Source organism: Aquabacterium olei, from assembly GCF_003100395.1.
GTDB lineage: Bacteria > Pseudomonadota > Gammaproteobacteria > Burkholderiales > Burkholderiaceae_C > Aquabacterium > Aquabacterium olei.
Genome location: NZ_CP029210.1, coordinates 81,778 through 108,684, shown reverse-complemented (window position 1 = coordinate 108,684; position 26,907 = coordinate 81,778). Strand labels below are relative to the sequence as shown.

The window sequence follows — 26,907 nt, the reverse complement described above, 5'->3', positions numbered from 1 at the left end:
CAATCAGGTCGTCAGTGCTGCTTGTTCTGCCAGTGCAGCTTGCGGTAGATCGTGTTGCGGCTGATGCCGAGTTGCTTGGCTGCTTCCGAGATGTTGCCGCGCGCAGCCTCCACCGCCTGCCGGATGGTCTGCAACTCGATGTCGACCAGCGAGGCGGGCGCCGAAGGCGCACTGACCACGGGGCTCGGTGCAGCGGCCGGCGGCGCTGCGTGCCGGCCCACGTCCATGCCTTCGGCGGCACTCGCTTCGGGGTAGGCGTGCACCGGAGCGCCCGCATGCATCCCGCCCTGCCCATGGCCCTGGCCGTGCAGCCCGCTCGAGGCTGCGGCCGGCGGCACCATGCCACCACCGATGTAGCCTGATCCGGCCATGCTGCCAGCCGAACCGGTCGCGGTGGCCCGTGCACCGAGTCCGGCCTGGCTCTGGCTGCGCAGCACGTCGTCCATGAAGTCGTCCGACAGGTGCGCGCGGGTGATGAACCGCTCGTCGCCCGCCATGACGCAGGCGGTGCGCAACACGCCGGCCAGCTGGCGCACATTGCCTTGCCAGCGGCAGGCCTGGAAGAGATTCAGCACGTCGGGCGCCAGTTCATGGGCCACGTCCGGGCATTCGCGCTGCAGGATGCGCTCGACCAGCACCATCAGGTCGGTGCGCTCGCGCAGCGGCGGGATCCGCACCACCAAGCCGTTGAGGCGGAAGTACAGGTCTTCGCGGAAGGTCTTGCGCTCGATCATCTCGCGCAGGTTGCGGTGGGTGGCGCAGACCAGGTTGATGTCGATCGGGATGGCGCGCCCGCTGCCCAGCGGCGTCACCTCGCGCTCCTGCAGCACGCGCAGCAGGTGGGCCTGCAGCGACAGCGGCATGTCGCCGATTTCATCGAGGAACAGCGTGCCGCCATGGGCCTGCACCATCTTGCCGACCGCGCCCTTGCGCCGCGCGCCGGTGAAGGCGCCCTCCTCGTAGCCGAACAGTTCCGACTCGATCAGCGTTTCAGGGATGGACGCGCAGTTGACTGCGACAAACGGTGCGCTCGCGCGGCTCGAATCCAGGTGGATGGCGCGTGCCAGCAACTCCTTGCCCGTGCCGGTCTCACCCTGGATGAGCACCGGGATGTCACGGTTGAGCACGCGCTTGAGCTTGTCGAGCAGGGCGGCCATCTGCGCGTCGCCGGTGGAAAGCGCACTCAGGCCGAGCTTGCGCGAGGCCGATGAACGCGGTGGCTCACCCGATGAGCTGGTTCCCGGCGTGCCCGGCACGAAGGCATCGGCCAGACGGCCACTCGGCACGCCGAACGGGCTGCCGGGCGGCATGGCCGACGACACCGAGGTCGGCCCGCTGCCCAGCGAGCCGCCCAGCCCGGCCGGGGCCGGTGCCCCGGTCACGCCGCCCATTTCGGCGGTGCGCAGCGGCGTCCGGCCGCCGGGGGCGGCGGAGACGTCCTTGGGCGCGGAGGCCGCAGGCAGCGTCAGGCCGGAGCCGCCCGCCACTGCCGCCACCGGCGTGGCCTCGACGGCATCGGCGGTGGACTCCGACAGGCTGTGCCACACCGGCCAGTTGAAGCGCGCACGCAAGTGCAGCTGCCGGCCCGACACGGTCTCGACCAGCATGGGGCCGACCTGGGGTGAACGGAAGCGCTCGGTCAGCGCGCCCATGGTGGCGCCGAACAGCGACGTCACGGTGTGCATGCGCAGGGCCGCGCTGCTCATGCCCAGCTGCTCCTGCGCACCGCGGTTCGCACCCATGATGCGGCCGTCCGGGTTCACGGCCAGGATGCCCTCGGTCAGCGTGCCGAGGAACTCGGGGCGCGCATGCAGGTAGATGTGCCCGACATTGCGGTGATCGTCCGAGAACCAGTGGTTCTCGATCATGCGCACCGACATGCGCACCAGCCCCAGCGTGTAGGGATGGAAGGTGTGCTGGTCGCCCGTCACGTCGAGCACGCCCAGGATGTTCCCCCGGGGGTCGAGGATGGGCGCGGCCGAGCAGGTCAGGAAATGGTTGGCGTTGATGAAGTGCTCGGCGCCGTGCACCAGCGTCGGCAGTTCCTCGATCAGTGCCGTGCCGATCGCGTTCGTGCCCTTGGTCGACTCCGACCAGTTCACGCCCGGGCTCAGGGCCACCTTGGCCGCGCGCTGCAGGAAAGCGTCCGGCCCGATCGTGTGCAGGATGGTGCCGTTCGCATCGGTCAGCACGACCATGCTCTGCGAATCGAGGATCTGCGAGAACAGCGTCTCCATCACCGGCGCCGCATGCACGTACAGCCGGTGGTTGCGCTCGCGCGCCAGGGCCAGCTCGTTGCGGCTCAGGGTCGGAAAGTCGAGCCGGTCGGTCCGGTTGAGCCCCATGGTGAGGCAGCGCTCATGCGACTGCTGGATGGTCTCGGCATGCCGCTCGCCCATCACGGGTTCGGGCAACACCGGACCGCCTGTCTCGGACAGGCTGCCTCTCAGGGGTGCCCCATGGTGGTGCAGCGTTCGCATGGTCATCTGGCGGGTCTCCTCGTGCTGTGACCGGCTGGCCAGGTGCGGGATCACCGCCGCTGGCACACCGTGCGGGGACATGTGTCCCCGGATCGTCACCTTCTGGAGCACACACCGCCCCAGTGGAGCGCCATGGTAGGCAAGGGTGTCAAGAAGCCGACACTGCCGGGAACCCTTTGAGGGTTAACCCCGTAAAGTGTCACGGAGCGTGACAGGTTTTCGGTGCACCTGTGTCAAACGCGCCGCGTGACACAGTGTCCCGACGTGGTACGGACGCGTTTCAGGCGCGATGCTTGCCAAAAGAAGCCCGCCACCCGTGCCTTGCCACCAGGAGCCGCCATGCACCGTCCCCTCTCTTGCCGGTCTGCCGTTCGCGCCCTTGCCCTCGCCGCCGGCGTTGTCGGCGCCCTCGTGCTCAGCGCGTGCGGTGATGCGAGCGACCTGCCCACCACAGCCGGATACGGCGCGTCCCCGACGCTGCCCGCACCGAACCGACAGTGGGTGCCGACGGTCCACATCGCCGAAGCCACCGGGTGGCCGGCCGGCCAGCAACCGACGGCTGCCGCGGGGCTCAGCGTGCAGCCCTTCGCCACCGGACTGGTCCATCCGCGCTGGCTGCTTGCACTGCCCAATGGCGACGTGCTGGTGGCCGAAACCAATGCCCCGCCCAAGCCGGAGGACGGCAAGGGCATCCGGGGCTGGTTCATGGCCCGGGCCATGAAGAAGGCGGGCTCGTCAGGCCCCAGCGCCAACCGCATCACCCTGCTGCGCGATGCCGACGGCGACGGGCGCGCCGAGGTCCGCACCGTGCTGCGCGACGGCCTGAACTCGCCGTTCGGCATGGCGCTGGTCGGAGGCCACCTCTATGTGGCCAACACCGACGCAGTGGTGCGCCTGCCGTTCAAGCCCGGCCAGACCCGCATCGACGCCGCCCCGGAGAAAGTGCTGGACCTGCCGGGCGGCCCGCTCAACCACCACTGGACCAAGAACCTGATCGCCCGGCCCGACGGGCAACGTCTCTACATCACCGTGGGCTCGAACAGCAACGTGGCCGAGAACGGCATGGAGCAGGAGGTCGGGCGTGCGGCCATCTGGGAACTGGATCTGGCCACCGGGCGTCATCGGCTGTTTGCCACCGGGCTGCGCAACCCCAACGGACTCGCATGGGAAAGCGGCCGGCTGTGGACCGTCGTGAACGAACGCGATGAACTGGGCAACGACCTGGTGCCGGACTACCTGACTTCCGTGCAGGACGGCGGTTTTTACGGCTGGCCTTACAGCTACTGGGGTCAGCACGTCGACGAACGTGTCAAGCCGCAACAGCCCGAGCGGGTCGCCCAGGCCATCACGCCAGACTATGCGCTGGGCGCACACACCGCGTCACTGGGCCTCGTCAACGCCGCCGGCAACACCCTGTCGCCGCAATGGCAGCAGGGCATGTTCATCGGGCAGCACGGCTCGTGGAACCGCAAGCCCCGCAGCGGCTACAAGGTGGTCTTCATCCCGTTTGCGCAAGGCAAGCCTTCGGGCGAGCCGGTGGACGTGCTCACGGGGTTCCTGAGCACGGATGGCAAGGCGCTGGGCCGCCCCGTGGGCGTGGTGCTCGATGGCCGCGGCGCCCTGCTGGTGGCCGATGACGTGGGCAACACGGTGTGGCGTGTCGGCCCCACGCCCCGCACCGCATCCCACATCGTGGAATGAGGGCGGTGTCCCTCGCTTTTCCCCTAGGGCCGTGGCCGGGATGTCCCTATGATCCCGCCCAATGGGATTCCGGCGCATTACCAGCAGCATCGTCACACGTCTCGTCCTCTTCGGCGTGGCGCTGGCGCTCATTGGGTCCGTGGTTCGCTATCACCGGCTGCCGGCCTTCCTGCGCGACGACCTCGGCACGGTGATGGCCGGCCAGCAGGCCGCGCTGGCTGGCTACGTGGCGCGCGACATCACCGCCAAGCTCGACGAACGCGAACGCACGCTGCATCGCCTGGCCACCGCCGCCCCGCTGGGAGACCTGGCCGACCCCGAGGCGCTCCAGGCCTGGCTGGCAACCCAGCACCGGCTGCAGTCCGCCTTCGTGCCCGGCCTCGCGATCCTCGCACCCGACGGCCGGGCCCTGGCCGAAGTGCGGACGGCCTCCCAGATGCTCGCATCCAGCACGGCCGCGGCCATGCCCGCCTGGGTTCGCACCGCCTTCAACGGCACACCGGCACTCGGCCGGCCGCTGCGCGCACCCCAGACCGGCGAAACGCTGCTCCCGATGGCGGCGCCCATCGTCGATCCGCAAGGCCGCGTGGTGGCCGTCCTCACCGGCCTGACGGCACTGGACGCCCCGGGGTTTCTCCAGCCCCTGGCGCAAGCCCGGGTGGGCTCCACCGGCGGGCTGCTGGTGATTTCGCCCCGCGACCGCCTCATCGTCGCGGCCACCGACCCCGAACAGGTGCTGCGCGATGCCCCGGCCATGGGGCAGATCCCGCTGTTCGATGCGGCGGCCATCGGTCACCAGGGCGGTGGACTCATCACCGAGGCAAGCGGGGCCGAAGCGGTGGCCGGTGTGGCGCCGGTACCGGGCGCGGGCTGGTTCGTGGTGGCCCGCATGCCCGCCGACGAGGCCTTCGTCACGATCGCACGCACCCGGCATTTCGTGCGCGTGCACGCCGTGGCCACGGTCGTCGTCTTTCTGCTGCTGGCCTCGGTCGGCCTGCACCTCGTCTTCCGCCCCCTGCTGCGCGCGGCCGACCACGCCGACCGCATGAGCCGAGGCGACATGCCGCTTGCCCCCCTGCCCGTCGTCCGCGACGACGAGGTCGGCCACCTCACCAAGGCCTTCAATCGCCTGCTCGCCCGGCTCATCGACAGCCAGAACGAACTGGCCCGCATGGCCCACCACGACGCGCTCACCGGGCTGCCCAACCGCCTGCTGCTGGCCGACCGCATGGGCCAGGCCCTGGCCCGTGCCCGCCGCACCCGCACCCGGCTCGCCGTCCTCTTCATGGACCTGGACGGCTTCAAGCCCATCAACGACAGCCTGGGCCATGAGGCCGGCGACCTGGCCCTCGTTGAAGTGGGCCGCCGCCTCGCCGCCATCGTTCGCGAAAGCGACACGCTGTCCCGCGTGGGTGGCGACGAGTTCGCCCTGGTGCTCAGCGACCTCGGCCCGGACAGCGAAGATGCCAGCGCCAGCGCACGGGCCGTGGCCACCAAATGCATGCAGGCCCTCGCCGAGCCCGTACAGATCGCCGGGCAGCCGTGCGCGCTGGGCCTGTCCATCGGGATTGCGCTGGGCGATGGCGACAGCTCGTTCGACGCGTTGATGAGCACCGCCGACAGCGCGATGTACCAGGCCAAGCAGACTGGCCGCGGCCGCTACGTGCTGCACCTCGCCGAACCCGAAGTGCTGGACACCCACCCGGCTCGGCTCGCGGGCTGAGCCGGGCCCGCGCAGGGAACCCGCGGCTCGCACCCGAGTCGAAACACGCATGGACCCTCTGCTCGCCTTTCTTGCCATCGCCGCCATCGTCATCGGCGTGCTCGGCGTGGTACTGCCCTTGCTGCCCGGCACGCCGCTGATCTTCGTGGGCATGTGGCTGGCCACCTGGGCGGACGGCTACGCCCGCGTGGGCGGCGGCACGCTGCTCGGCCTGGGCCTGCTGGCCCTGCTCGGCTGGCTGGTCGACTACGTCGCGGCCGTGATCGCGGTCAAGCGCGCGGGCGCCAGCCAGAGCGCCATGGGCGGCGCCGGCATCGGCTCCGTCGCGGGCCTCTTCGGCGGTCTGCCGGGCCTCATCCTCGGGCCCATGCTGGGCGCCTTGCTGGGCGAATGGGTCTCTCGGCGCGACCCGGCCCGCGCAGCGCGCGCCGGGGTCGCCGCCGGCCTGGGCTTCGTGCTCGCACTGGTCCTCAAGCTGATCCTGGCGGCGGCCATGGTCGGCTGGTTCGGGCTGGCCTGGTTCGTCGGCTGACTGCGGCCGGACACGCGCCTTACAAGCTGTTTCAGCCTCACCCATACGGGGTGGACGAAAGCCTCGCGGCCCCGCTCAAAATCCTGCCATCCAAGCGCACCCGCGCACACAAACAGATTTCAGGGAACCCGCCATGGGCATGGGCACATCACTCCTGCCGGACGCTGTCACGTCTGCAGGCCAGGCCGCCGCGTCCGCCATCGGCTCGGCCGCACAGGCCGGGTTGGGGCGTCTGCTGCGGCAACTGATCGCAAGCTGGCAGTCCGACACCCGGCTCTACACCCTCACGGGCGCGTCCAGCGAACGCCCCCTGCCGGCCGACCTCATGGTCGAGCGCTTCGCGCTGCACGAAGCCGTCTCCGAACCTTTCCGGCTCGAACTGCACGCCCTCGTGCTCGACACCCACGTCGCGCTCAAACAGCTCTACGCGCGCCCCGTCACCCTGCACACCACGCTGGCCGACGGCAGCCGCACGCGCCGCAGCGGCTACGTCACCGAGGCCCACAGCCTGGATGCCGATGGCGGCCTGGCCCGCAAGGCGCTCGTCATCCAGCCCTGGATCGCGCTGCTGGGCCACACCCTGCAAAGCCGCATCTGGCAGGACAAGAGCGTCATCGACATCGTCGAAGACGTGTTTGCCGACCATGCCGCTGTGGCCGCCTGGCAATGGGACGACGGCGTGCCCGACCACGTGGCGCAAGGCCTCTTCGCCCGCAATGGCGGCATGCGCTCGTACTGCGCGCAGTACCGCGAATCCGACCTCGCCTTCGTGCAGCGCCTGCTGGCAGAAGAAGGCATCGCCTGGCGCGTGGAGGAAGACGAGACGGCTCCCGGCGGCCACCGCGTGGTCTTTTTCGTGCGCAGCGCCGCCCAGCCGCAAGACCGAACCAGCGCCGGCCATGGCGGCATCCGCTTTCACCGCAGCAGCAGCCAGGAAGCACAGGACAGCATCCAGGCCATGGGTGCCTGGCGGGCGCTGGGCCCCACTGCCACCGTGGTGCAGGGCTGGGACTACAAGGCCCACACTGCCATCACGGCGGAGGTACCCACCGCAAATCCGTGGGGTGGCGAAGAGGCCTCCAGTCTGCAGGGCTGGCTGGCCAGCTACGACCCCACGGGCGATTTCCTCTTCAGCGGCAGCGACGAGGCCACCTTCCTCGCCACCCTGCTGCAGGAAGCCCACGAGGCCCGCTACAAGACCTGGCTCGGCCACGGCACCGTGCGCACGCTGCGTGCCGGCACCTGGTTTGCGCTGACCCAGAGCACGCTCGACCCGCTGGCCGCGCTGGGCCTCAAGGACGAGGACAAGCAGTTCTTCACCACGCGGGTGACGGCGCTCGGCGTCAACAACCTGCCCAAAGACCTGGGCGAGGCAGTGGCCCAGACCATCGGCGCCTCTGACCTGCAGGCCCGTTCGGGAGTGGCGGCCGATGCCGACACCGAGGCCCTGCACGAGCGCGCAGCGGCCACCGGCTTTGCCTGCGCGTTCGAGGCCCTGCGCCGCAGCGTGCCGTGGCGCCCCGTGCTGCTCGACGACACCGGCCTGCGCCCCCGGCCGCGCCCCACCGCACTGGGCCCGCAGACGGCCATCGTCGTGGGCCCGGGTGGCGCCATCTCCCCCAGCGGCGCCGACGAACTGCACACCGACGCCCTCGGCCGCATCAAGGTGCAGTTCCACTGGCAGGCCAACCCGTTTGCGCCGCAGCGCGCCAACATCGACCACAGCTGCTGGCTGCGCGTCGTGCAGCGTGCTGCCGGCCCCGGGATGGGCCAACAGTTCATTCCGCGCATCGGCCAGGAGGTGCTGGTCGGCTTCCTGGGCAACGACATCGACCGCCCCGTGGTCATCGGTGCGCTCTACAACGGCCGGGGTGAATCGGGCCTGCCGCCCACTCCGGGTGGCGAGGCCGCCCAGGCCGACACCACGGCGCTGGCTCAATCCACCGACCACCGCCCGGCCAGCCAGATGAACCGGGTGGCCGCCGGAGCGGGCGGCCACAGCCCCGCGTGGCACGGCGCCGCGCCGGGCAGTGCCACCGACGGCAGCGAGGGCCAGGCCAATGCGGCGGCGCTCAGCGGCGTCAAGAGCAAGGAGTTCGGCGGCAGCGGCCACAACCAGCTGGTGTTCGACGACACGCCCGGCCAGCAGCGCCTGGCCCTGCACACCACGCAGGCGCAGACCTGGCTGCAGATGGGCCACCTGCTGCACCAGGCCGACAACCACCGCGGCAGCTTGCGTGGCCTGGGCCTGGAGCTGCGCACCGACGCCTGGGGCGGCCTGCGCGCCGCGCGCGGCGTGATGCTGAGCACCTATGCCTTGCCGCAGGCGCTAGGCCAGAGCGCCACACCGGCCGGCGACAACGCGCCCGGCATGGCGCTGGCCAAGCAGGCGCAGCAACTGAGCCAGACCTTCCACCAGGCGGCCACCACGCACCAGACGGTGGGCGTGGCCACCGCGGCGGGCTCACTGGGCGCCGGCCAGAGTGCACTCGATGAGGGCGCCGCCCCGGCGGCCGCGCTCACCAAGAGCCTGAGCGGCATGGTCAGCTCGGCGAGCCTGGGCGACGCATGCAGCGACGCGGCAGACCGCTGCACCGCACCTGGCGCCGGCAAGGTGCCGCACATGGTCGACCCCGACATCGCCCTGATCGGCAAGGCCGGACTGGGCCTGACGGCCGGGCAGGACCTGCACCTCAGTGCGCAGGACACCGTGCAGATCGCCAGCGGGCAGGATACGCAGGTGGCCGTGGGCGGGCAGGCCCGCGTGCACACCGGGCAGGCCATCGGTGTGCTGGCCGGGGCGATTCAGCCGGGGGCGGACGCCGCGGGCAAGGGACTGACGATGATCGCCGCGCAAGGCGCGGTGGACATGCAGGCGCAGGCCGGGGCGGCGCAGGTGGCGGCCAAGCAGACGCTGGAGTTGAAGACGGCGAATGGGGTGGTGAACATCGCAGCCGCCAAGAAGGTCGTGCTGGCGGTGTCGGGTGGAGCGAGCATCATCATTGAGGGGGGCAGCTTCACGGCGCAGTGTCCGGGGAAGATCACGGTGAAGGCGGGGAAGAAGGCGATGGTGGGCGGTGGTCAGCAAAGTGCGACCTTTCCTCAGATGCCCAAGAGCATCTGCGTCGAATGCCTCAAGAAGTCGCTGGCGGCCGCGCCTGTTTTCACCTCGGTGGGTTGATCGACATGGCGCTCGATTTCATCGATCCCTGGGTGCCAGACTGGGCTGACCATCTGCAGCGTCTGCAGGGCCGCCTCCTGGAGGGGCATCACGTTCACCTGCTGTTTGACAGCGTTTTTGTCCCGGGTACGCATCAACGGTTCGGGGCCTCGACCCGCTGGCTTGCCTTGTTCGATGGCAATCCGGGTGACCCGGCCACGCTGCGCAGCGTCAGCCCTTTGACCCTCACCTTTGCGCCCCACAACACCGCTTTGCTGACTGTGCTCCAGGCGGGCTCGGGGGCTCCGGCGCTCAGCGCCGTGATCACGCCCGAACCGTTGGAGGACTGGACGGCCCGCTTGCGCCCCTGGTGTGTGGTGCAAGTCGGGAACCAGTGGTTCAACTGCCGCTTTCCGGATACCCGACGCCTGCCGGGCTTCCTCGCTGCACTGAGCGATGCGCAGCGTGCGGCTTTCATCGGCCCGGCCATCGCCTGGCACCACATCGGGCGCGACGGCGCATGGCATGAACTGCCGATCGAGGCCACACCCGACGCCGCCATCCCGGACGAAGTGACGCTCGAGCAGGACCAGTTCGACCAAATGCTGGACGATGCAGCGGTTGACGAAATGCTGTTTCGCTTCATGACCCAAGGGCGCCATCAGCAGTTGACGCACGCAGCGCGATATCGCCTGGCAGCCCAGGCACTGGAGGCGGCCCAGCAACACAAGCTGCCGGAACGCGCCCATCTTGACTGGGTCGACCACTGGCTATCGGAAGCCGGGCGCGCGGATGCGGCTGACACCCCGCCCAACACACCAGACACGGAAACCGCCTTGCGCGCCTAGTCTGAGGAGAACCTCGCTTGATCACATCTTTCACCCGAACCGCGTGGCGCCTGTCCGCCCTCATTCTGCTGCTTGGCAGCACGGCATGCAGCTCGGCGCCCAAGCAGCTGGGCCTGCCTGTGGTGGGCGTGAACTACACCGACTTCGACTACAGCATGTCGGTCTACGACACCGTACGCGCGGACAACCGGGTCAGTTCGGGCGAACTCACGCCTTTCTCCGCCGGTGGCCAGATGTGCTGCTTCGACCTGCCGCGTCAATGGCAGCCCGGCATGAAGCTCAAGGTGCGCAGCTACAAAGGCGTCTCAGAAGGCGGGAAGTGGGTCCGCGACGACGTGACCGAACAGTTGGTGGAAGTGCCGCGCTATGAGCCCGGCGAGCTTGGCACGCTGTGGGTGCTGCAATTCGCGGATGGGCGAGTGGAGGTGCTCAACAGCATGGTATCGCCGGAACACCCGCAGTGGACGGGGTCGGTCAAGGGGTGGCCCAAGCCGTCGTTGGCTTACCGGACGAAGATTTGGAAGATTTATTACGAGAGCGCACGTGACGGAGTTCGCCTTTACGAGGAGCTATTGGCCGAGCTTGAGCAAGCACCGAAGGAAAGAAGTAATAGCGCTTGGGCTCACGCTGCTAGGTACAGACCTGCAGAGCTCAAGGGATACACCGGGCCTTCAGATCCCGCCTACCTGGCACACCTTCGGCGCGAGTACTCGGAGGGCTTGGTGAAAAGCAAAGCACAGGTGAAGAAATTGGAAGGGGAAGAGCCTCGATGATCAAGCTATGTGACCGAGTGGGCTCACAGTTTGAGAGCGCATCCAATGTCAGCGCATTCTTCGATAAAGACAGCGCCGAGACGCTTCGAAAGACGGAACCCCGCGAACAACCCCAATACGGCAAACCCGGCGAGTCCTGCAAGTACAACCTCTTCTTCGGCTTCTTCTTCGACGGGACGCGCAACAATTACATGGCGTGCGAGCCCAGCGACTCACAGGCCGCTGCGACAAAGCGCAAAGAAGACAACGAACGCAAATCCCCCAACTGTCACAGCAACGTCGCACGCCTTTACGACGTCTATCCGGGGCAAAGCGTGCCCGGCGTGCTCGCGCCTGACACCGACTGGGCCTACAAGCCCGAGCTGTACAAGCACTTCTTCAAGGTCTATGTGCCGGGGGTGGGCACCGAGTTCCAGCAGATCGGCGACACCGGCAAGGGCCTGCTCGATGGCACGCTGGGTGCGGCGGCCGCCAACAATGGCAGCGCCCGTCTAGTGTGGGCATTGGTCCAGGCCATCAACAACGTGCATCGCTTCTTTAAGCAGGGGGCCATGCTGATCACGGCCGACGAGGCTCACCGGCTCGCCAACCGGACGTACTTGTCTGCCAACACGTTAAAGCGGCTGTCTGAGCGCGGCTGGTTTGCCGACCCCAGCGACGACGGCGCAGCAGACCCAGCGCGCGCCACCCGCGAGGCCTTCACGGGCCTGCTGACTCGGCTGCATGACGCGATCCGGCCACACTGGCCCACCGGCCCGGACCTGAAGCCGGCGCGGCTAGATCCCGGTATGGTCGAGAAGATCAATGTATCGGTCTTCGGCTTCTCTCGTGGCGCGACCAAGGCACGTGTGTTCGTGAACTGGCTGCAGGCGCTCGGCAAGCTCGACGCGCAGCTCTCTGGCATGTCCACAAAGCACGCAATGACGCTGGGTGGCTTCCCATTCGAGATCGAGTTCCTCGGCATTTTCGACACCGTGGCCTCGGTGGGTCTGGCCAACACACTGGGGAACTCGGCGTTCGGCCGCTGGCTCGACGGGCACTCGGCTTGGTCGGATGCAGAAGTCAGCTTGCGCGTTCCGTCGGATGTACGCTGCCTGCACCTGGTGGCCGCCCATGAGGTGCGGCGCAGCTTCCCACTGGACTCGATCTCGGTCAACGGGCAATACAGCGAGAACCTGCAGGAGATCGTGCTGCCCGGCGTGCACTCCGACATCGGCGGTGGCTATGCGCCGCAGGAGCAAGGCAAAGGCCTGAGCACCGAGGGCGAGGATATGCTGTCGCGCATTCCGCTCATCATGATGTACCGCGAGGCCCGCCTGTCTGGTGTGCCGCTGAAGCTCGAGTTGGCGTCGGACAAGGCGAAGAAGCGGTTTGCACTGTCACGGCGCACCATCGACGACTTCAACCGCTACCTGGAGGTCTGCAAGGCCGGAAAGCCCGTCGTGACTCAGTCGGGGCAGACGGTGTGGCCATCGTCGCTCACCGACATCTTCCGGGAACAGCGCCAGCTGTACATCCAGTGGCGTCTGCTGCGGCGTGTCGGGCAGTCGCTGCCGCTGCATGAAACGGACAGCTTCAGGCGTTCATCGACCTTCGATCAGAACGACCTGCATTCGGCCAACAGGGAACTGGAAAATGAGCTGGACGCCTTCCAGCAGTGGCTCCGGCGCAAGGGGCCGGACTTCGTGCCGAAACGGCAGTCTCCGGGCTTCTCGGACGACCATGCGCGCGAATGGGAAGAACTGGCCACATGGTGGCATGCGGCCACACCGATCACGGATACCGCAGCGGCCTTCTTCGACGAGTACGTGCATGACTCCCGTGCCTGGTTCAAGCTGGTGCCCGGTAACCCGGATAGCCAGGACGACATGGAGGCCATGCTGGAAGATTGGCACAAGCGGATCCAGCGGGCGGAGCGCGCAAGCCAGAGGCACCACGCCGGCCGGGAGATGCCAAATGGCGACGGGTTGACCGACGCTCAGCGCCAGGCTGCCATGGAGTTCCACAGGACGAAGCAGATTCCTCGCATGCTGACCGAAGGCCGTGAGCCCTTCCTGCTTGCGAAGGCGGGCTACCTCCGCTATCGCAAGGTGTACGCGGGCTCGGACAGGATGCTAATTTCCAATGCGCGACCGCCAAAGCCCACGACACCGGATGCTGTGGCCCCGGACAGACCGCGTGCCATCGCATGAGAGGGCAGATCGGAGCCCACGGCCTCCGCCCCACGATCCTTGTCCTCGTGATCTCACTCTGGGCGAGCAACAGTCACGCCATGGGCGAGCGTGTGGTCATGGAAGGCGTGAGCATGACGGGCGTGGACCACTTGGCAGACCACCTCAGCGTGCAGGACTTCTGGGTAGACGGGCGCCATGGGTTTCAGGCCGGGAAGGGCGGTCGCGTCGTTTGCTGTGCGCGCATTCCGCTGAAGTGGAAACCCGCCGCCAGCATTGAGGTGCGATGGGAGGTGGCCAACTGGCGCGAGGGAACATGGCGGTGTTTCCGGCGACGTGTCCTGCTTGATCGCTATACCGAACTGGGTGAACTGTTTGTTCACTTTCTTCCGGATGGCGGCGTCAGGGCGGTGGTGTCCAACTATGCACCGTGGTCTCCAGTTTACCGAGGCCCTCGAACACCAATTCCGCAAAAGGCGCCTTGGGATCACTATCCGATGCCACCGGTTACGGAGCACTGTCCTGAAAATGCGCATCGCACCCCTGAATGAGCGAGAGCATGCCAGAGCCGGAGCGGCAACACGCCGTCAAGCACCAATGAAGATACAAGCCTCTCTCGCATGTCTGCTGCTCGCGAGCACCTTCGTCCCTGCATTCGGCTCGCCTGGTCGACCTGAGCAGAAGGCAGCTCCTGTACAAGAGACGACACACGACGAATCGGAGAAGCCCACGTTCATCTGCACGCACGAAAAGGATCGCATTCCACCGCGCGATCCCGAGGCCGACCAACTCTACAAGCACGCCCGCGGGCTTCGCCGCGGCAACATCCTCAAGCGCGACCCGGCGGTGTTCCCGAAGGTCGAGCGCCTGATCCGCATTGCGACAGCCTACGGCCATGACAAGGCCAACGTGGAGCTGCGCGATCTGCTTGACCGGGGGCAGGCGGTCAGTGCAACGCCAGTGACCGAGCGGGTAAATCTGGTGGAGGACCTCATTCGCCGCGGCATCCCCGGTGGGTACTTCGACATGGGTCAGTTCCTGCGTAGCGGCTACGGCGTCAAGCGGGACTCCGAGGCGGGGATGCAGTACATCCGCAAGGCCGCGGACCTGGGCAACCCGGAGGCGCAATACTGGATCGGCGTCCAGCTCTCGCCCATCACCAAGGCGCCTGAAATCGGACGGAAGATGATGCTCTGCGCAGGAGAACAAGGGCACAAAGTTTCGGCACAGAGGGTGGGGGTCGATTTCCAAACCGTCGGAGAGTACAAAAGCGCGGTGTATGCGCTTCAACTCGGAACGAAGGCTGGTAGTGAACTGGCAGCTGCATTCCTTGAGGGGGGCTTCAGAAGCGAGGACCCCAACGATCGGCTTGATTACATGGCCCTCAAGCCAGACCCGGAACGTTCAGCGCGCTACAAAGCCATCGCGCGCTTCCTCGGGGCCTACTCCTACCTCAACCCCTCCGTCCCCGAACTCGACGACATCGTGCCCCTGCCCCCCGCCAAACTGCCGCCCTGGAACGGCAAGTTCAAGTGGCAGGAGGAGTTCGAGGCCAACATCCCGCCGCCGTTGCCCAGCGAGGCACGCATTGCCGAAATGGCCCGCGCCAAGGGACTGGATCCGGCAACGGGGCGGCCGCTCGCATGGGGCAGCAAGTGAGCCCAGGTGCACGCCTGAGCCGGGCCCTCTGCACGGTGCTCGCAGCCCTGGCGTGCCACGTCAGCCATGCCGCCACACCGGCCACCACCCGATCCGAGATCGATGGGCTGTTGAAGGCGCTGCAGCAATCGGGTTGCGTGTTCCAGCGCAATGGCAGCTGGTTCAGTGCCACCGAGGCGAAAGCCCACATGTTGCGCAAGCTCGATTACCTCGAGGACAAGCGCGGGGGCGTCCCGTCGGCCGAGGCCTTCATCGAGCAGGCCGCCACCCGCAGCAGCATGACCGGTCAGGCCTACCAGGTGCGCTGCGGTACGGCCCCGGCAGAACCCAGCGCACAGTGGATGACACGGACACTCAAACAAGTGCGCCATCCGGGGTCCTGACATCGAACAGCTTGGACTGCGTGCGCCCTTGAGGCAAGATCACACCGCTGTCGTTTCCAGTTGACCCGGTCCCATGCCCACCCGCCTCACCCCCATCCTGGCCCTCGCCGCCGCCCTCATCCTCCCCGCCCACGCCGCCAAGCCTTTCCAGGGCCCTGACCTCAGCGGCGTGTACGACTGCACCGGCCAGGACGCCAAGGAAGGCCCCTACACCGCCGTCGTCACCATGGCGCTCGAGAAGTCGCAGAGCGTGGGCGCTTATGGCTCTTACGCGTTCAAGATGGACGTGCCCGATTTCGGCACCTACCTGGGTCAGGCCGTGGCCACGGGCTCGCACATCGCCATCACCTTTGCCCTGACCGATCCGTCCACCAAGGACTACGGCACCGGCCTGGGCACGGTCTCGGTGCGCAAGGGCAAGGCCAGCTTCCAGAAGTTCTATTACGAGGCCGAGTTCAAGGGCGGCAACCACGGTTTCGAGCGCTGCGTGCGCCGCTGAGCACCGCATGGCCGCCCGCACGCCGAGCGGCCGCTACCCTCGTTGACCCGCTCTCTCCTCAGCACTCCACAATGTTGACGGCCAGCCCGCCGCGGGCCGTCTCCTTGTACTTGCTCATCATGTCGGCGCCGGTTTCGCGCATGGTCTTGATGACCTTGTCCAGGCTCACGTGGTGGCGCCCATCGCCGCGCAGCGCCATGCGGGCCGCGTTCACGGCCTTCACCGACGCGATCGCGTTGCGCTCGATGCACGGGATCTGCACCAGCCCACCCACCGGGTCGCAGGTCAGGCCCAGGTGGTGCTCCATGCCGATCTCGGCGGCGTTCTCGACCTGCTCGGGCGTGCCGCCCAACACGGCGCACAGCGCGCCGGCGGCCATCGAGCAGGCCACGCCCACCTCGCCCTGGCAGCCCACCTCCGCCCCGCTGATGCTGGCGTTTTCCTTGTAGAGGATGCCGATGGCGCCGGCCGTCAGCAGGAAGTCGATGACGCCCTGCTCGCTGGCGCCGGGCACGAACTGCCGGTAGTAGTGCAGCACAGCGGGCACGATGCCGGCCGCGCCGTTGGTGGGCGCCGTCACCACACGCCCCCCCGCGGCGTTCTCCTCGTTCACGGCCAGGGCGTAGAGGTTGATCCAGTCCATGGCGCGCAAGGGGTCCTGTGCGGCGGCGGCATCGGGCGGCGTCGACAGCTGTCGGTGCAGCTCGGCCGCGCGCCGCCGCACCTTGAAGCCGCCAGGCAGGGTGCCGTCGGTGGCGCAGCCGCGGGCCACGCAGTCCTGCATCACGCGCCAGATGCGCAGCAAGCCGCGGTCGATCTCGTCGTCGCTGCGCCAGTGGCGTTCGTTGCGTCGCATGACGGCGGCGATGCTCAGGCCTTCACGGCGCGCCAGCGCCAGCAACTCGTCGGCGCTGCGAAACGGCAGCGGCAGCACGGTGGAGTCGGGAGCAATGACCTTGTGGCGCTGGCCGTCTTCGGCCACCTGTTCGCTGACCACGAAGCCGCCGCCCACCGAGTAGTAGCGCTGCGCGTCGAGCACGGTGCCAGCGTCGTCAAAGGCCGTGCACGCCATGCCGTTGGCGTGAAAGGGCAGCGATTCGCGGCGGTGGAAGATCAGGTCGTCGCGTTCGGCGAAGGCGATGTCGTGAGACCCCAGCAGCGCGATGCGCCCTGCTTCGCGGATGGCGGCCAGCACGGCCGGGATGGCATCCACGTCCACCGATTCGGGCTCGTGGCCGGCCAGACCCAGCAGCACGGCCTTGTCGCTGCCGTGGCCCTTGCCGGTGGCGCCCAGCGAGCCATACAGCGCCACGGTGACGCGGGCGGTGCGGTTCAGCAGGCCGCCGCGCTGCAGGCGCTCGGCAAACATCCGCGCGGCGCGCATGGGCCCCACGGTGTGCGAGCTCGAGGGCCCGATGCCGATCTTGAAGAGGTCGAAGACGCTGACAGCCATGACCCCATTGTTCGGCGGAACGGGGCCGCGCGGCATGGCGGATTCCACCAAGCCCTGATGGGCACAGGGGCAGGGCGGGCCCCAGCCGCCTCGCGTCACCCCTTGTCCGGCAGCAGGAAGTTGCGCGCGCCCAGCCCCAGCGCATCGGCGGGCTGGGCGGTCTCGTCCTTCAGGCCCACGCCGGTCAGTTCGCGGCGGCGGGCTTCGGTCAGCAGCCAGTGCAGCTTGTCGGCGGCTTCGTCGTAAGGCAGACCAGCGGGCCGCACGTTCGAGATGCAGTTGCGGCTGGCGTCGGTCAGGCCCACACGCGGCATCCAGGTCATGTACAGACCCATGCTGTCGGGTGAACTCAGGCCCGGCCGTTCTCCGATCAGGATCACCACCAGGCGGGCGCCGAGCAGCTCGCCCACCTCGTCGGCCACGGCCACGCGGCCTTGTTCGACCAGGGCGATCGGGGCGATGCGCCAGCCTTCGTCGCGAAGGCGGGGCACCATGCGCTGCAGAAAGGGCAGGGCGTGGCTGCCGATCGCGAGCGCAGACAGGCCATCGGCCACGACAAAGGCGAGGTCGTAGGACCGCGCGGAGGGCGCGTCGGGCCCGGCCGTTGCCCGGCTGCCGCCCGCATCACGGCGCTCGGTCAGTTGCGCCCGTGAGGCCGCGTCCAGCCTTCGCCCCAGGTCGGGCCGCTGCAGGTAGGTGTCGCGGTCGGTGGCCGCGCTGTGCAGCCGCAGGCAGCCCAGCTTGAGCGAAGCCAGCGCCTGTCGCAGCGCGTCCAGATCCAGCGCCAGGTGCACGGCATCGCGTGCCTGGGCGTGCGCCAGCTGGAAGGCCAGTTGCGGCTGCGTGGGTTGGCTCACGCCGGCCCGCCCGAGCCCGATGCGCGCGGCGGTGAAGTGGCGCAGCGCGGCCCAGGGGTTGGCGTGCACCAGCGGGGGCGCGTCGGAACGATCATCCTGTGCCATCAGGCCGCCCCCTTGAGCGCAGGCTGAAACAAGGCCGGCATGCCCTCCGGGAGGCGGAAGCCCGCATCGGCCTGGCTGAAGATGCCCACGCGGGCCAGCCACGCTTCGAACTCGGGCGCCGGCCGCAAGCCCAGCACGCGGCGCGCATACAGCGCATCGTGGAAGGACGTGGTCTGGTAGTTCAGCATGATGTCGTCCGAACCCGGGATGCCCATCACGAAGGTGCAGCCGGCCGCGGCCAGCAGCGTCAGCAGCACGTCCATGTCGTTCTGGTCGGCTTCGGCGTGGTTGGTGTAGCAGACGTCGCAGCCCATGGGCAGCCCCAGCAGCTTGGCGCAGAAGTGGTCTTCCAGCCCGGCGCGGATGATCTGCTTGCCGTCGTACAGGTACTCCGGTCCGATGAAGCCCACCACCGTGTTGACCAGCAGCGGCTTGAAGTGGCGCGCCACGGCATAGGCGCGGGCCTCGCAGGTCTGCTGGTCGACACCATGGTGGCCGTTGGCCGACAGCGCACTGCCCTGGCCGGTTTCGAAGTACATGACGTTGTCGCCGACCGTGCCGCGGTGCAGCGACAGCGCCGCCGCGCGGGCCTCGCCCAGCACGGCCAGGTCGATGCCGAAGCTGCGGTTGGTGGCCTCCGTGCCGCCGATGGACTGGAAGACCAGGTCGACCGGTGCGCCGCGCTCGATGGCCTGGATGGTGTTGGTGACGTGGGTCAGCACGCACGACTGCGTGGGGATCTCGTAGCGGTCGATCACCTCGGCCATCATGGTCACCAGCTTGATGACCTGGGGCACGTTGTCGGTGGCCGGGTTGATGCCGATGACGGCGTCGCCGCTGCCATAGAGCAGGCCGTCGAGCATGCTGGCCGCGATGCCGCTGGCGTCGTCGGTCGGGTGATTGGGTTGCAGCCGCGTGGAGAAGCGCCCCGGCAGGCCGATGGTGTTGCGAAAGGCCGAGCGCACCGCGCATTTGCGAGCGACCAGGATCAGGTCCTGGTTGCGCATGATCTTGCTGACGGCCGCCGCCATCTCGGGCGTGATGCCGGGTGCCGCCGCAGCGAGCGCATCGGCATCGGTGTCGTCGGCCAGCAGCCAGTTGCGAAAGTCGCCCACGGTCAGGTGGGCGATGGGCGCAAAGGCGGCGGCATCGTGCGTATCGAGGATGAGGCGGGTGACCTCGTCCTCTTCATACGGGATCAGCGCCTCGTTCAGGAAGGTGGCCAGCGGCAACTCGGCCAGCGCCATCTGGGCCACCACGCGCTCTTGCGCCGAGCCCGCGGCCACGCCGGCCAGCCGGTCGCCGGAGCGCGCGGGCGTGGCCTTGGCCATCAGGTCCTTCAGGTCCCGGAAGGTGAAGGTGTGGGCCCCCACCCGGTGGATGTAGCGCGGCGCGGTGGTCTCGGTCATCGTCAGTGCAGGGCGGGCTTCACGGCCGGTGCGGCGTCGGTGGGCTGGGCGCGCTGGTGGCCCGTGGCGAGGTGGTACACGTAACCCACGGCCAGCATGGCCACGAACACGCCGAAGATCAAGGGGTTGTAATAGACCATCGTGGCCATGCACACCAGGGCGCCGCACAGCGCGATGGCCGGGAAGACCGGGTACAGCGGCGCACGGAAGGGCCGCACCATGCCGGGCTCGGTGCGGCGCAGCTTGAACAGGCTCAGCATGCTGAGGATGTACATGAGGATGGCGCCGAACACGCTCATCGTGACGATGTTGGCCGTCAGCGTCTGGCCGCCAAACTGGATCAGCTGGTCGCTGTAGATGGCGGCGATGCCGACCACCCCACCGGCCAGGATGGCGCGGTGCGGCGTGTGAAAACGCGGGTGAACCTGGGCGAAGAAGGCAGGCAGATAGCCTTCGCGGGCCAGCGCGAAGATCTGGCGCGAGTAGCCCAGGATGATGCCGTGGAAGCTGGCCACCAGGCCGAACAGGCCCAGCCACACCAGCATGTGCAACCAGCCGCTGTTCTCGCCGACGATCATCTTCATGGCCTGGGGCAGCGGGTCGTTGATGTTGGCCAGCTGGGTCCAGTCGCCCGCGCCGCCGGCAAACACCATCACGCCGATCGCCAGCGCCACCAGCGTCAGGATGCCGGTGATGTAGGCGATGGGAATGGAGCGCTTCGGGTCCTTGGCTTCTTCCGCGGCCATGGCCACGCCTTCGATCGCCAGGAAGAACCAGATGGCAAACGGGATGGCGGCGAAGATGCCGGGGATGGCCGCCAGGCTGAATTCGTCCTGGCCGGACCAACCGCCCTTGACCAGGTTGGCCACGGAGAAACCGGGCGAGACCACGCCCATGAAGACGAGCAGCTCGAAGATGGCCAGCAGCGTCACCAGCAGTTCGAAGGTGGCGGCAATCTGCACGCCGACGATGTTGAGGGCCATGAAGATCAGGTAGGCGCCCAGGGCGGCGGTCTTCGGGTCGAGCGAGGGGAACTGCACGTTCAGGTAGGCCCCGATGGCCAGCGCAATGGCCGGTGGCGCGAACACGAACTCGATCAAGGTGGCCGCACCGGCCAGGTAGCCGCCCTTGGGCCCGAAGGCGCGGCGGCTGTAGGCGAACGGACCGCCGGCATGCGGAATCGACGTGGTCAGCTCGGTAAAGCTGAAGATGAAGGTCGTGTACATGGTGGCCACGAACAGCGCCGTGACCATGAAGCCCAGCGTGCCGGCCGAGGCCCAGCCAAAGCTCCAGCCGAAGTACTCGCCCGATATGACGAGGCCGACGGCAATGCCCCAGAGCTGAAGGGTGCTCAGCACGGGCTTGAGGGTGTGCGAACCGGTGGGGGGTGAGGTCGACATGATGGCAACGGGCCGGCAAGGGCGCGCAGGTGGATGGATCTGAGCTCACTGTAGAAAGGCCCCCGGGCGGGCGTTATCGGATTTCGGCAAACCTGTGGGAGGGCGCGGGCTGGCGCCGCAGGTTTGCCGAATCTTGATAAGGATTTCCGCCGAACGCCCGAAATACTGGAGGTGCCTCAGCAACCCACATGGAGCCTCACGCATGTCCCTGATCCACGCGCTGCGCCGCCTTCCCGTCTTGCCCCTTGCGGCCTCGCTGGCCCTGCTTGCCCCGCTGTGCGGCCACGCGCAGACGACCACGGCCTCCGGCTGGACCCTGACCGGCACCGCCGGCGTGGTGTCCGACTACCTGTTCCGCGGTGTGTCGCAAACCCAGGGCAAGCCCGCTGCCCAGTTGACCTTCGACGCGACACACCGGGACGGCTGGTTCGCCGGCCTGTTCGGCTCGGGCGTGTCGAACGCGGCCTACCCCAACGGTTCGGGCACCGAGATCGACCTGTATGGCGGCTGGCGCACCGAGCTCAGCCCGGGCGTGGGGCTGGAACTGGGCTTCATCAGCTACTGGTTCCCTGGCGCCTTCACGCGCGATGCCGATGGCAAGCACGTGAGCTACGACACCCAGGAGTTGCACGCGGCCGTCAGCCACGGCGCCGCCTCGGCCGGGATCTGGCATGCCGTCAGTTCGCACTGGTCCGGCTTTGCGGTGGACCCCTACAGCGGCGCCAACAAGAGCTCGCGCGGCTCGACCTATGTCGAGGCCAACTGGAACCCGGAGATCGCCCCGGGTTGGACGCTCAACCTGCATGCCGGCCGCCAGATCGTCAAGAACTTCGGCCCGTACAACTTCACCGACGTGAAGGTGGGGGTGACGCGCGTGGAAGGCCCCTGGACCTTCTCGCTGGCGGCCAGCCACAACACCGGCGACGCCAAGAAGGGCGACACCGCACTGTGGACCTTCTTCGATTCCAACGGGCGAGGACGGAATGTGGTGGGCACGCGCTGGGTGGCCAGCCTGACCCGGGCCTTCTGATCGGATGACAGGCGTCGGGGGGCACCGCAAAACGGGTAGGAAAGTTGCTTGAAGCAGGGCTGACGCTGTTTTCCGCCCTGCACCATGCCCGCCCACCCGCTCGTAGCCGACCTCCCTCTGCCTGCTGCACCGCTGTGGGGCGCGCTCGCGGCCACCCCGTCGGGCCTGCACCAGGCGGTCGCGCAGGACGTCGATGAACACGCGCACAACCTGACCGCCTGGCATCAGCAGTACGACCAGCTCGGGGCTGGGTGCTTCGTCGGCCGGCTGACCGAGTGGCGCCTGCCCCACATCCAGGTCTTCCGCGAGCAGACCAGCCAGGCGCTGCGCCAGTCGTGCGAGGTCTGGGCCGATTCCTTCTGGTTCGGCGTGCCCGACCCGGCCGCCACGCTGCCCACCCGCATCAACGGCCGCCTGCACGGCTCGCACGACGTGATGGTACGCCCGGGCGGCGAGCGCTTCGACCTCGTCACCCCCGACCGCCACAGCCTGTTCGGCGTGGTGGTGCAGCGCCAGGCACTGCAGGACGCAGCCGCACGGCAAGGCTGCCATGTCGACTGGGACGCGCTGCATCAGGCGGAGGTGCTGCGCGTGCAGGAAGGTGCCCGGCACGCCTGCCTGAACGCGCTGGACGGGCTGCTGCCGCTCAGCGAACCGCATGCCACCGGCTGGCACGGCGCCGACCTGGTGGCCATGGAAGGGGCCGTGCTGAGCCTGCTGCTCGATCTGCTTGACACCAGCGAAGCCGACACCGCAGTACGGCAGAGCGTGGCCCGCCGGCAGAAGGTGGTGGCCCACGCACGCGAGTACGTGCTGGCGCACCCGGACCAGGCGGTGACGGTGCCCGAGCTGTGCGAGCGCCTGCACGTGAGCCGCCGCACGCTGCAGTACTGTTTCGAAGAGGTCATGGGCCTGAGCCCGATCCAGTACCTGCGCGCGATCCGCCTCAATGGCGCCCGCCGCCATCTGCGCGAGGCTGCGCGCCATGGGCAGGGCGTGCAGGATGTGGCCGCGCGCTGGGGCTTCTGGCATTTGAGCCAGTTCGCACTGGACTACCGCAAGCTCTTCGGCGAAAGCCCATCCGACACATTGACCCGCGGCGCGCACTGAGCGCCCGCGCACGCCCTCACGCCAACTGGCCCCAGGCCAGGCGGCGCGCTTCGGCCCGCACCACACACGCCATTCGCTCGGCATCGGGCATCTCGCGCCAGGCGCGGATGTCGTCGATCGTGCGGCCACAGCCGGTGCAGACCTTGTCGGCGTCCAGCTTGCACAGGCTGCGGCACGGGCTGGGCACGGAGGGCTCGGGGGCGGCGGGTTGAACGGGCAACGACATGGGCCCGCACTGTAGGGCAAGCCGCCCGGGTGCGTGCGGCCGTCATGGTCTTGTCCCCACCCGGATGCAGGGCAGGCCGGGCGGTGCCGATATGCTGTGGGCATGCTTCACGTCCGCCAGCTGGCCAAGCGCTATGGCCCCGATCCGGTCTTCTCCCAAGTCGACTTGCACGTCCGTCCGGGCGAGTTCGTCGCCATCGTCGGCGAGTCCGGCGTCGGCAAGTCGACGCTGCTCAATGCGCTGGCCGGGCTGGACACGGTGTCCGAAGGCGAGGTGACGGTGCTGGACACGCCCATCACGACGCTGGGCGAGGCCGAGCAGGCGCTGTTCCGCCGCCGGCACCTGGGCTTCGTGTTCCAGGCCTTTCACGTGCTGCCGCACCTCGACGTGGCGCAGAACGTGGCCCTGCCGCTGATGCTGCTGGGCCAGCGCGACGATGGGCGCGTGGCGCAGGCGCTCGCCGACGTGGGGCTCGATGGCCTGGGCGCGCGGCTGCCGCAGCAGCTTTCGGGCGGGCAGCTGCAGCGCGTGGCGATTGCCCGCGCCCTGGTGCACCGCCCGGCGCTGATCCTGGCCGACGAGCCGACCGGCAACCTCGACCCGCGCACGGCCGAGCAGGTGATGTCGGTGCTGGTGGCGCAGACCCGACAGCATGGCACGGCGTGCGTGATGGTCACCCACTCCGAGGCCGCTGCGGCGCGGGCCGACCGCGTGCTGCGGCTCACGGCCACCGGCCTGACGGAACTGACGCGGCCGGCCCCCGGCACGGCGCCGCATCCAGCATGACGCCCGCAGCCGACACCGCCGCTCCGCGGGTGCTGGGCCGCCTGCTGCGCGCGTTCTCGTGGCCCGAACTGCGCCACCATGGGCTGCGCCATGCCACGGCGGTGCTGGCCGTCATGCTGGGTGTGGCGCTGGCGTTTTCGGTGCAGCTGATCAACAGCTCGGCGCTCAGCGAGTTCAGCGCCGCCGTGCGCAGCGTCAATGGCGAGGCCGACCTGAGCCTGCGCGCGGCCAGCGGCAGCCTGGACGAAGCCCTGTATGCCCGCGTGGCTGCCCACCCGGAGGTGCGGCTTGCCAGCCCGGTGGTCGAGGTGCGCACACGCGCGCGGCGCGTCGGATCAGGCGGCACGCCAGCACAGGCTCAACCGGTGAGCCTGCAGGTGATCGGTCTGGACGGGCTGGTGGCGGCCCCGCTCGCCCCCACGCTGATGGCGCGGCCCGTCGAACGGGCGTCGTCCGACGAGGGCGATCGCTTTGCCTTGTTGCGTCCGGACGCCATCTCGCTGAACGCCACGGCGCGGCGCGCGCTGGGTGTGCAGCCGGGTGATGCCATCGAGGTGCAGGCCGGGCTGGCGTGGCGCCGGCTGTCGGTGGTGGGCGAGGTGGGGGCCACCGGCGCGGCGCTGGGCGTGATGGACATTGCCGGGGCACAGCAGGTGTTCGCGCAGTGGGGCCGGCTGCAGCGGCTCGATCTGCAGCTTGTGGAGGGCGCACAACCCGCCGCCGTGCTGCGCGCACTGGCCCTGCCGCCCGGGGTCAGTGCCGATTCGGCCGACGACGCGGGCGAGCGCGTCTCGAACGTGTCCCGCGCCTACCGCGTCAACCTCACGGTGCTGGCCCTGGTGGCGCTGTTCACCGGTGCGTTCCTGGTGTTCTCGATCCTGTCGCTGTCGGTCGCCAAGCGCCAGCAGCAGTTCGCGCTGCTGGGCGTGCTGGGCCTGGGCGCGCGAGAACGGCTGCAGCTCGTGCTGGCCGAATCGGCGCTGATCGGCGTGGTGGGCTCGGCGCTGGGCCTGGCGCTGGGCACAGGGCTGGCCGCCGCCGCCCTGCGCCTGCTGTCGGGCGACCTGGGTGGCGGCTACTTCCCCGGCATTGCGCCGGCCTTGCAGTGGTCACCCGGCGCGGCCGCCCTGTACGGCGCATTGGGGGTCGTGGCCGCGCTGGCGGGCGGCTGGCTGCCGGCAAGGTCGGCGCAACGGCTGGCCCCCGCGCAGGCGCTGAAGGGCTTGGGCGAACTGGGCGGCGCAGGGCGCTCGGCCTGGATCGGCCCAGGCCTGCTGTTGGTCGGCGTCGGCCTCGCCCTGCTGCCGCCAGTGGGCGGCGTGCCGCTGTGGGCCTACCTGGCCGTCGCCGCCATCCTGATGGGCGGCATTGCCTGTGTGCCGGCCGCAGTGGGCGGGTTGCTGAGCCTGTTCCCGGCGCCTCGACACGCGGCTGCGCTGCTGGCCGTCGAACGCGCCCGTCGCATGCGCCACACCGCCACGGTGGCCATTGCCGGGGTGGTGGCCAGCCTGAGCCTGTCCGTGGCCCTCACGGTCATGGTGGCCAGCTTCCGCGATTCGGTCACCCAGTGGCTCGATGTGGTGCTGCCGGCCGACCTGTATGCGCGCACCGCCACGAACAACGACCAGGCCGAGGCCCAGAACCTCGGGCCGGCCTTGCTCGAGGGCATCCGCGCGCTGCCGGGAGTGCGCCGCGCCGAAGGGGTCCGCGTGGCCAGCTTGCGGCTGGATGCGGCCCAACCGGCCATTGCGCTGATCGCCCGTCCGCTGTCCGATCCGGCACGCGACCTGCCGCTGGTGGGCGTGGCGCTGCCGGCCCGCACGGTGCAGCCGGGTGAAGTGGGGGCGTGGGTCAGCGAGGCCATGGTGGACCTCTACGGCGCCCGGCCCGGCACGCGCCTGATGCTGCCCCTGCGTGCAGGCCAACCGCCCGTGGCCACGCGGGTGCTCGGCGTGTGGCGAGATTACGCGCGTCAGCAAGGGGCCGTGGTGCTGGCCGAGGCCGACTACCAGCGGCTCACCGGCGACCGCACCGTCAACGACCTGGCCTTGTGGCTCGCGCCCGAGGCCCGGACCGATGCCCTGCAGTCGCAGATCCGCACGCTGGCCACGCAGCAGCAACTCGATGGCAGCCTGCTCGAGTTTGCCGAGCCGAGGCAGATCCGCGAGGTCACGCTGCGCATCTTCGACCGCAGCTTTGCCGTGACCTACTGGCTGCAGGCGGTGGCCATCGGCATCGGCCTGTTCGGCACCGCGGCCAGCTTCTCGGCGCAGGTGCTGGCGCGTCGCAAGGAGTTCGGCCTGCTGGGCCACCTGGGCTTCACGCGCCGGCAGATTCTGGCCACGGTGGCCGGCGAGGGCGCCGCGCTCACCGGTGTCGGAGCCCTGCTGGGGCTGGGCCTCGGCGTCGCCGTCAGCGTGGTGCTGGTGCATGTGGTGAACCCGCAGAGCTTTCACTGGACGATGGACCTGCTGCTGCCGGGATGGCGGCTGGCCGCGCTATGCGCCAGCGTGGTGCTGGCGGGCACGCTGACGGCCTGGCTGGCGGGCCGCGCCGCCGCCGGGCACGACGCGGTGATGGCCGTGAAGGAGGACTGGTGATG

At 68.9% G+C, this 26,907-nt stretch carries 21 protein-coding genes; 15 read left to right on the top strand and 6 right to left on the bottom strand.

Translation table 11 applies throughout. The features are described 5' to 3' along the window. Positions 1 to 11: 11 nt before the first annotated feature. Entirely contained in the window at positions 12 to 2,561 is a 2,550-nt protein-coding gene (locus DEH84_RS19330) for a sigma-54-dependent Fis family transcriptional regulator (protein WP_245932642.1), read from the bottom strand. Positions 2,562 to 2,819: 258 nt separating this feature from the next. On the opposite strand from DEH84_RS19330, the gene DEH84_RS00435 reads away from it, so the two are divergent. From DEH84_RS00435 to DEH84_RS00385, 11 genes are all read left to right on the top strand, one after another. Further along, positions 2,820 to 4,181, top strand: a complete 1,362-nt coding sequence (locus tag DEH84_RS00435; RefSeq protein ID WP_109033800.1) for a PQQ-dependent sugar dehydrogenase — start codon at positions 2,820 to 2,822, stop codon at positions 4,179 to 4,181. A 61-nt stretch (positions 4,182 to 4,242) separates the two neighbouring features. Next, on the top strand, positions 4,243 to 5,904 hold the full coding sequence (locus DEH84_RS00430; RefSeq protein WP_109033799.1) for a diguanylate cyclase domain-containing protein: 1,662 nt from the start codon (positions 4,243 to 4,245) through the stop codon (positions 5,902 to 5,904). A 49-nt stretch (positions 5,905 to 5,953) separates the two neighbouring features. Further along, positions 5,954 to 6,436, top strand: a complete 483-nt coding sequence (locus DEH84_RS00425) for a DUF456 domain-containing protein (RefSeq protein ID WP_109033798.1) — start codon at positions 5,954 to 5,956, stop codon at positions 6,434 to 6,436. Between the two features lie 139 nt (positions 6,437 to 6,575). Next, the gene (locus DEH84_RS00420; RefSeq protein WP_109038125.1) at positions 6,576 to 9,617 is read left to right on the top strand and encodes a type VI secretion system Vgr family protein; all 3,042 of its coding nucleotides are present in this window, start codon (positions 6,576 to 6,578) and stop codon (positions 9,615 to 9,617) included. Further along, positions 9,566 to 10,444: a DUF4123 domain-containing protein gene (locus DEH84_RS00415; RefSeq protein WP_109033797.1), complete on the top strand. Its 879-nt coding sequence runs from the start codon at positions 9,566 to 9,568 to the stop codon at positions 10,442 to 10,444. Before DEH84_RS00420 ends, DEH84_RS00415 begins: the two co-directional genes overlap by 52 nt. A gap of 17 nt (positions 10,445 to 10,461) precedes the next feature. Further along, positions 10,462 to 11,217 (top strand): DUF3304 domain-containing protein, encoded by a 756-nt coding sequence (locus tag DEH84_RS00410; protein ID WP_109033796.1) that lies wholly within the window; start codon positions 10,462 to 10,464, stop codon positions 11,215 to 11,217. Next, positions 11,214 to 13,409 carry a T6SS phospholipase effector Tle1-like catalytic domain-containing protein gene (locus tag DEH84_RS00405; protein ID WP_109033795.1) on the top strand — a complete coding sequence of 732 codons (2,196 nt, stop codon included), beginning with the start codon at positions 11,214 to 11,216 and terminating at the stop codon, positions 13,407 to 13,409. The genes DEH84_RS00410 and DEH84_RS00405 overlap by 4 nt, the downstream gene beginning before the upstream one ends. A gap of 80 nt (positions 13,410 to 13,489) precedes the next feature. After that, on the top strand, positions 13,490 to 13,939 hold the full coding sequence (locus DEH84_RS00400) for a DUF3304 domain-containing protein (RefSeq protein WP_109038124.1): 450 nt from the start codon (positions 13,490 to 13,492) through the stop codon (positions 13,937 to 13,939). A 46-nt stretch (positions 13,940 to 13,985) separates the two neighbouring features. Then, positions 13,986 to 15,047 carry an SEL1-like repeat protein gene (locus tag DEH84_RS00395; protein ID WP_109033794.1) on the top strand — a complete coding sequence of 354 codons (1,062 nt, stop codon included), beginning with the start codon at positions 13,986 to 13,988 and terminating at the stop codon, positions 15,045 to 15,047. Continuing rightward, the gene (locus tag DEH84_RS00390) at positions 15,044 to 15,430 is read left to right on the top strand and encodes a YfeK family protein (protein WP_245932641.1); all 387 of its coding nucleotides are present in this window, start codon (positions 15,044 to 15,046) and stop codon (positions 15,428 to 15,430) included. Before DEH84_RS00395 ends, DEH84_RS00390 begins: the two co-directional genes overlap by 4 nt. 73 nt (positions 15,431 to 15,503) lie before the next feature. Continuing rightward, complete coding sequence (locus DEH84_RS00385) at positions 15,504 to 15,929, top strand: hypothetical protein (protein WP_109033793.1); 426 nt, start codon at positions 15,504 to 15,506, stop codon at positions 15,927 to 15,929. 58 nt (positions 15,930 to 15,987) lie between these two features. Here DEH84_RS00385 and DEH84_RS00380 read toward each other — a convergent pair whose 3' ends face one another. The 4 genes from DEH84_RS00380 to eat form a co-directional block, all read right to left on the bottom strand. Beyond that, positions 15,988 to 17,382, bottom strand: coding sequence for an L-serine ammonia-lyase (locus DEH84_RS00380; protein ID WP_109033792.1), 1,395 nt, complete (start codon positions 17,380 to 17,382; stop codon positions 15,988 to 15,990). Between the two features lie 95 nt (positions 17,383 to 17,477). Next, complete coding sequence (gene eutC / locus DEH84_RS00375) at positions 17,478 to 18,344, bottom strand: ethanolamine ammonia-lyase subunit EutC (RefSeq protein WP_109033791.1); 867 nt, start codon at positions 18,342 to 18,344, stop codon at positions 17,478 to 17,480. Then, positions 18,344 to 19,753 (bottom strand): ethanolamine ammonia-lyase subunit EutB, encoded by a 1,410-nt coding sequence (locus tag DEH84_RS00370; RefSeq protein ID WP_109033790.1) that lies wholly within the window; start codon positions 19,751 to 19,753, stop codon positions 18,344 to 18,346. The genes eutC and DEH84_RS00370 overlap by 1 nt, the downstream gene beginning before the upstream one ends. A 2-nt stretch (positions 19,754 to 19,755) precedes the next feature. Next, a complete protein-coding gene (eat, locus tag DEH84_RS00365) occupies positions 19,756 to 21,153 on the bottom strand; it encodes an ethanolamine permease (protein ID WP_109033789.1) in 1,398 nt (465 codons plus the stop codon). Positions 21,154 to 21,355: 202 nt separating this feature from the next. On the opposite strand from eat, the gene DEH84_RS00360 reads away from it, so the two are divergent. Continuing rightward, a complete protein-coding gene (locus DEH84_RS00360; RefSeq protein WP_109033788.1) occupies positions 21,356 to 22,183 on the top strand; it encodes a TorF family putative porin in 828 nt (275 codons plus the stop codon). Between the two features lie 84 nt (positions 22,184 to 22,267). Further along, positions 22,268 to 23,293 carry a helix-turn-helix domain-containing protein gene (locus tag DEH84_RS00355; RefSeq protein WP_109033787.1) on the top strand — a complete coding sequence of 342 codons (1,026 nt, stop codon included), beginning with the start codon at positions 22,268 to 22,270 and terminating at the stop codon, positions 23,291 to 23,293. Positions 23,294 to 23,309: 16 nt separating this feature from the next. Here the strand turns inward: DEH84_RS00355 and DEH84_RS00350 are convergent, their stop codons facing one another. Continuing rightward, positions 23,310 to 23,519, bottom strand: a complete 210-nt coding sequence (locus DEH84_RS00350) for a DUF1289 domain-containing protein (protein ID WP_109033786.1) — start codon at positions 23,517 to 23,519, stop codon at positions 23,310 to 23,312. Positions 23,520 to 23,621: 102 nt separating this feature from the next. Between DEH84_RS00350 and DEH84_RS00345 the strand changes: the two genes are divergently transcribed. Together DEH84_RS00345 and DEH84_RS00340 are read left to right on the top strand one after the other, a co-directional pair. After that, a complete protein-coding gene (locus DEH84_RS00345) occupies positions 23,622 to 24,305 on the top strand; it encodes an ABC transporter ATP-binding protein (protein ID WP_109033785.1) in 684 nt (227 codons plus the stop codon). Next, positions 24,302 to 26,905 (top strand): ABC transporter permease, encoded by a 2,604-nt coding sequence (locus DEH84_RS00340; RefSeq protein WP_109033784.1) that lies wholly within the window; start codon positions 24,302 to 24,304, stop codon positions 26,903 to 26,905. The genes DEH84_RS00345 and DEH84_RS00340 overlap by 4 nt, the downstream gene beginning before the upstream one ends. Positions 26,906 to 26,907 lie beyond the last annotated feature (2 nt).